This is a genomic window from Roseburia sp. OM04-10BH (genome assembly GCF_003462605.1).
In the GTDB taxonomy this organism is placed as follows: domain Bacteria; phylum Bacillota; class Clostridia; order Lachnospirales; family Lachnospiraceae; genus Roseburia_C; species Roseburia_C amylophila.
Genome location: NZ_QTZI01000025.1, coordinates 1 through 5,212, shown reverse-complemented (window position 1 = coordinate 5,212; position 5,212 = coordinate 1). Strand labels below are relative to the sequence as shown.

5 protein-coding genes are annotated in these 5,212 nt (G+C 36.2%); all 5 read right to left on the bottom strand.

Annotated features, from left to right (window positions below):
• On the bottom strand, nucleotides 1–628 hold a 628-nt coding region (locus tag DXB43_RS14740; RefSeq protein ID WP_243006693.1), incomplete at its 3' end, for a LytR/AlgR family response regulator transcription factor.
• Between the two features lie 1,383 nt (nucleotides 629–2,011).
• Complete coding sequence (locus DXB43_RS14735) at nucleotides 2,012–3,187, bottom strand: IS91 family transposase (protein ID WP_055303272.1); 1,176 nt, start codon at nucleotides 3,185–3,187, stop codon at nucleotides 2,012–2,014.
• Between the two features lie 2 nt (nucleotides 3,188–3,189).
• Complete coding sequence (locus DXB43_RS14730) at nucleotides 3,190–4,032, bottom strand: tyrosine-type recombinase/integrase (protein ID WP_117947911.1); 843 nt, start codon at nucleotides 4,030–4,032, stop codon at nucleotides 3,190–3,192.
• A 273-nt stretch (nucleotides 4,033–4,305) separates the two neighbouring features.
• Complete coding sequence (locus DXB43_RS15210; protein ID WP_015554547.1) at nucleotides 4,306–4,467, bottom strand: hypothetical protein; 162 nt, start codon at nucleotides 4,465–4,467, stop codon at nucleotides 4,306–4,308.
• A gap of 33 nt (nucleotides 4,468–4,500) precedes the next feature.
• Nucleotides 4,501–5,169, bottom strand: a complete 669-nt coding sequence (locus DXB43_RS14725) for a hypothetical protein (RefSeq protein WP_117947910.1) — start codon at nucleotides 5,167–5,169, stop codon at nucleotides 4,501–4,503.
• Between the last annotated feature and the right edge of the window lie 43 nt (nucleotides 5,170–5,212).

Here is a 5,212-nt window from a genome sequence, read left to right as displayed (position 1 = left end):
TTATTTTTTCAATATGCCTTAAATTAACCAGATTTCCCCTGCAATTCACAACAAAATCATAGGGCTGCAGTTCTTCAACCAGTTTTTCAAAAATGCAGTCATACTCATATGTGATATCAGACAACGCTATCAGTACTTTTCTTGATCTTTTTATGTATTCAAAATATAAAATGTCCCTGAGTTTCAATTTGATTGACAGATACTCTTTCCCATTGCTGTCCGTCACTTTATAAAAATCCTTTTCTGCTCCGGTATCCGGCAGTTGATCCAGTAGTTCCAACATCTGCGTTTCCAATTTATCATATTCCAATGGCTTACATAGAAATGAAAATGCGTGAACTTCGTTAATGACCTGCATACAATATTCTTCATAACTCGTAATATACACTAATTTCACATCCGGAAATTTTTCCTTTAATTTTCTCCCCAGTTTAATACCATTCAGTTCTTCCATCGAAATATCTAAAATTCCGATATCAATGTTGCTGATATTTTCAAGCATTTGATTTGCAGACGCAAATTGCTCAATATGATAAGCAATCTTTTGACTTGTAAAAATCTTATGCAGCATAGTCACTGCACACTCAAGATCTGCTATATCGTCATCACAGACAACAATTTCCAGCATAGCACTCACCTTCTTTCTCATTTATATATCGGCTCAATCTTTATTCTGTTTCAAATCTCACCTATAAAAGATATCACATGAAACAAAATATTACGGTATTTCTTCACCAAATACAATTTTTTAACACGAAATACGATTAAAAAAAGCATTAAACCATTTACCCCTGTTAATACACAAAAGCACTGTATCTCAAACTCTTTGAAATACAATGCTTCCCTGCATTTTCTATATCGTCATGTTGATATTATTACTTTACTATCCTGCACACTCTCTGGGAGTGACTGTATCTATCAAAAAAGAAGCCAGCAGTTTATTCACGCACTACTGACTTCCTATATTATTCATTTTATTTACTTCGCTGCGTCTCAGACAAGTTTTCCATCTTTAAACACAATCTCTTTTATTTCTTAATATGCTTAAAAAGTTTCGTAACAAACAAGGCTTTCAAGAATATAGTGTTTTTTCACTTCTTTTCCTAATTTTACACCCCAAAGCTCATCCTACATTGTAGTTAATCCCTTTGTGTGACAAATCAGAAAATGTGAATCGGTGACAAGCATCCATTCCCGCTGACAAAATCAGTATTTTCAGTCCTGCTTCGCTGACAAATTTGTCACTGAAATTACAATTCTGCATGAAAAAAGCGGCAATGAAACTATCTTCATTACCGCTAAAAATGAGCGTCTCCTATAGGAATCGAACCTACAATAGAGTCTTAGGAGTTCAAGCCCCCGTTGGAAACCTATATTATTTTGAGTTAGGATAAGTCAATGAAATCATTGATTTTTCTACCCTTCCTGTAAATCCATGTCAAAATAAGAAAACTGAAAATCATCTAAGTTAAGCACCTCTCGCTGACAAATGAGTGACATTGTCACCCTGAGGGTTCAACCATTCCGTTCCTACGAATTCATATTTATGGCTACCATTCTCATTTAGCAATGCAGTAATGATAACACTGTTTTCTTATTAGATTACTTATATTATAACGTGTACGAGGTCGGATGTCGATTGTTTTTTGACCATTATTTACTTCTATTTGCTTTAACTTAAAAAGCCGTAAGCTAATGCTCCCAGCTTTACATTTTTTTATTCCATCAGTTTTACAAACTGTTAAGGAAACAATCGGAGTTGGTGTAAACGAAAAAGCAGCCTTGAGTTCTGATAAAAACTGCCCTTTCGTTTACATCAATTTCGATTTTACCTGGGTGAACAAAGTCGCGTCCCTTTAGCCGATAGCTATGGGGATTCAATCGTTGCTCTTTTCCTTAAGTTTATCATACCGGATGTTTTGGTAAAAGTTTTTTTATTCAAGAAATCAATTTCAGGCATGACAAACAAACCTCCTATGAGGAAGTCATTTATTCTATGCAATTGTAGATCTTAACATCTCATATGTGCACGAAAAGAAGAACTGTATTTATCTTTGCGGGGTGATACCATATTCCCTCCACAAGAAGAACATTTGCATACATCGATGTGATATAAAACCCTTATCATTTCTACTGCATTTAGATTTTTTAATGTAGAAATGTATTTCTTACATCCAAGCAGGTTTCTGCAGTGAGTTATCTTTTTTCTCTTGTTTCTACATGATAGCAGACCATAGTGCCGGATTCTGACAAATCGTTTGGGAGGAACATGCATCATGAATCGACGGATGAATTCTTCTCCTGAAATTGTTTTTTCTTTCCAGCAGCCTTCGTTTTTATAGTCTTTTACTACATATGTAACTGTCGTATCTGTCATGGATTTGATTCGATGATTACTGATTGCTATCCTGTGGGTATATTTTCCAAGATAATTGATAACCGACTGTGCACCATTGAAAGTTTCTTTACAGTAAGTGACCCAGTTCTTTTCATAACACTTATCAAGAAGTTCTTTAAAACGATAGCTGTTCTGATATTTCTCTGCTGTACCATGAAATTTAAGCTTAGAATCATTCCACAGGCTTTTTAACTCATCCAGATATTTTCCACGGAACACTTTCGAGATAACACCATATGGGAGAAAAAATTTTCCACCTGTTTCTTTCCATTTATTTTCATCATCAAGCCCACCTCCAAGAACAATGGTATGAATATGAGGATGATAATTCATTGCAGAACCCCAGGTATGAAGAATGCAGATATACCCTATATTAGCTCCCAGGTACTTTGCGTCTTTTGCTAATTCATTCAAGGTTGCTGAGGCAGCATGATACAGTGCATCATACAACAGCTTCTGGTTGCTGTAAATGATGGAATTCAATTCCTCAGGAACTGTGAATACTACATGATAATAGGGTGCATCAAGTACGTTCTCTTTTTGTGCATCAATCCATTTCTCTTTCGGAAACTCCTGGCACATGGGACAGCATCTGCTTCTGCAGGAGTTATTATGAATGCTGATACATCCGCAGTCCTCACAAACACTGATGTTTACACCAAAAGCGCCTGTTTTACAGTTCATGATATGATAAGCTGTTTTTCTATGATGAGCAGGAGGGCTATTCCTCTTTTCATAAGAAGGATAAAACCGTTCAAATACATCTTGTATCGTACATGATTTCTCCATAATCATTCACCGCCCATCTCATCAAATGGACTCCTAATTCCAAGCAGAGTTTTATTGCTTACATGCAGATAAACCTCTGTTGATTTTGGATCACGATGTCCCAGAAGCGCTTGAATATATTTTACATCACAGCCGGATTCAAACAGATGACTTGCAAAGCTGTGACGTAAACAATGCGTGGAGACGTGTTTCTGAATGCCTGCTCTTTTGGCACTTTCACGAAAAAACTGAATGACACTATCTTTTGTAAGATAATCCCCTGTCCATGAACTTGGGAACAAAATCCCTCTTGGTCTGCCACATTGAAACCAGTATTCTGTCAATATTTCGAGCGTCCGGTCTGCAAGCAAAGTATAACGATCAGAGCGACTTTTCCCATCACGGATGTGTATGGTTTTGTTCGTGCGTGAAATATCATCATAATGAAGATGTGTGACTTCTGAAACACGAAGTCCGCCTGAATACATAGTAGCAATCATAGCTTTGTGCTTCAGATTTGGCGTAGCATCAAGAATAGCTGATATTTCTGTTTTTGTAAGCACCGTTGGTAACTTTCTGTCCCTTTTCATACGAGGTATGTCATCATCATCCCAATTCTTCTTCAATATTTTTTTGTAAAAGAAGCGGATTCCTGAATGGTAGTGATTGTATGTTTCTGGTGAAATCCCGGAAAGTTTCTTTTCAGTTAGGAATATATCAACATCGTCAGTTGTTAATGCATCTATATCCTTGGCTGTGTGGTTCAAAAAATGAGCAACACTGGTACAGTATGCATGAATCGTGGAATCCTTGAGATTCCGTTTATTCGCAGCAGATTGAATCTGATTAAAAATTTCTTCGTACATAATAAAATCCTCCATGTAAAATCAGTAGTTAATGAAAAACCCTGCTTACATGGAGGTGCATTAGCATAATAAAACCGCTTGTCAGAAAAGCGGTCAAATGGTATTCTTTTCATAGGCAGTGGTGTCTTTCTTTATTGAATTGTTTTGTGTGGTAACTTTACAATATCAAATACTGGTAAGAATTGCCATTGCCTATTTTATTATTGAGAAAAAGAAAGCTACGCCACAGCCTTGGCAGGCCATCGCGCAGCGATTTTGTTCAACTTGAAGTTGTCAGTCCTTCTTGTTCTTTTCAATAGCATTAATAGTGCAAGCAAAACCTGTAATCATTGAAAGTAGTATTGCTCCACCCATTGCTTCGTTCATTCCAGCACCAAAGAAAAAACCGACCAACGCTGCAATTACCATAAGAATGATTGAAATGATTACTCTCATAATATATACCTCCATAAATAAGAATTTGACTAATTATTGTGTTTTAATGATTCTATAAACTACCCCCAATTGAGCAGGGTATGTTTCTTGAATCATTCCATTAAACCATATTGTAACGATATCTCCCACCTGAACATTTTCCGCTAAATTTTCTGCCGATACATAATACTCTCCATCATTCATCTGACAAAAGCCTTCAGCTGTACTCACATGCGTTACAAGAAGTTCTCCATCATCGGTAATTTCTTTTACTTTTGCATTAAAATTGATAACCTCTATTGGAATAGACGTATCATCTTTTTCAATATCTCTAAATATGATTCGTTCGTCATCAATGACTACTATGAGCTGACCTTCAGAACTCCTTTGATAATGATATCCGCTTCCGAAATTTGATTGATTATTTTCAGATGGTAACTCTGTCCCTGCCACTGTTGACACAATTTCTCCATCCATTGTTCCACAACCAGGCATTGACGCTACATATCCTGTGTCTTTATATATAACACCATCAACCATAACACATGGAGGATATGAGCCAGTATCTGCTATTTGCTCATTTTGTACTACATCATCATTTTCTTTATTTTCTGTTTCTACGGACACATTTCCAGACACAGGTTCTTTATTTTCTTGATTCGTTCCACATCCAGCCATTCCCAGCACCATACATAATACAAGCAGATAGATTACTTTTTTCATAATACATGCCTCCTTAACTTATATTTTTTAACTCTATAAACTG

What these genes read in the sequence shown, in the direction of transcription:
- DXB43_RS14730 (WP_117947911.1), bottom strand. Translation starts at nt 4,032, where the DNA reads ATGTACGAAGAAATTTTTAATCAGATTCAATCTGCTGCGAATAAACGG.
- DXB43_RS14725 (WP_117947910.1), bottom strand. Translation starts at nt 5,169, where the DNA reads ATGAAAAAAGTAATCTATCTGCTTGTATTATGTATGGTGCTGGGAATG.
- DXB43_RS14735 (WP_055303272.1), bottom strand. Translation starts at nt 3,187, where the DNA reads ATGGAGAAATCATGTACGATACAAGATGTATTTGAACGGTTTTATCCT.
- DXB43_RS15210 (WP_015554547.1), bottom strand. Translation starts at nt 4,467, where the DNA reads ATGAGAGTAATCATTTCAATCATTCTTATGGTAATTGCAGCGTTGGTC.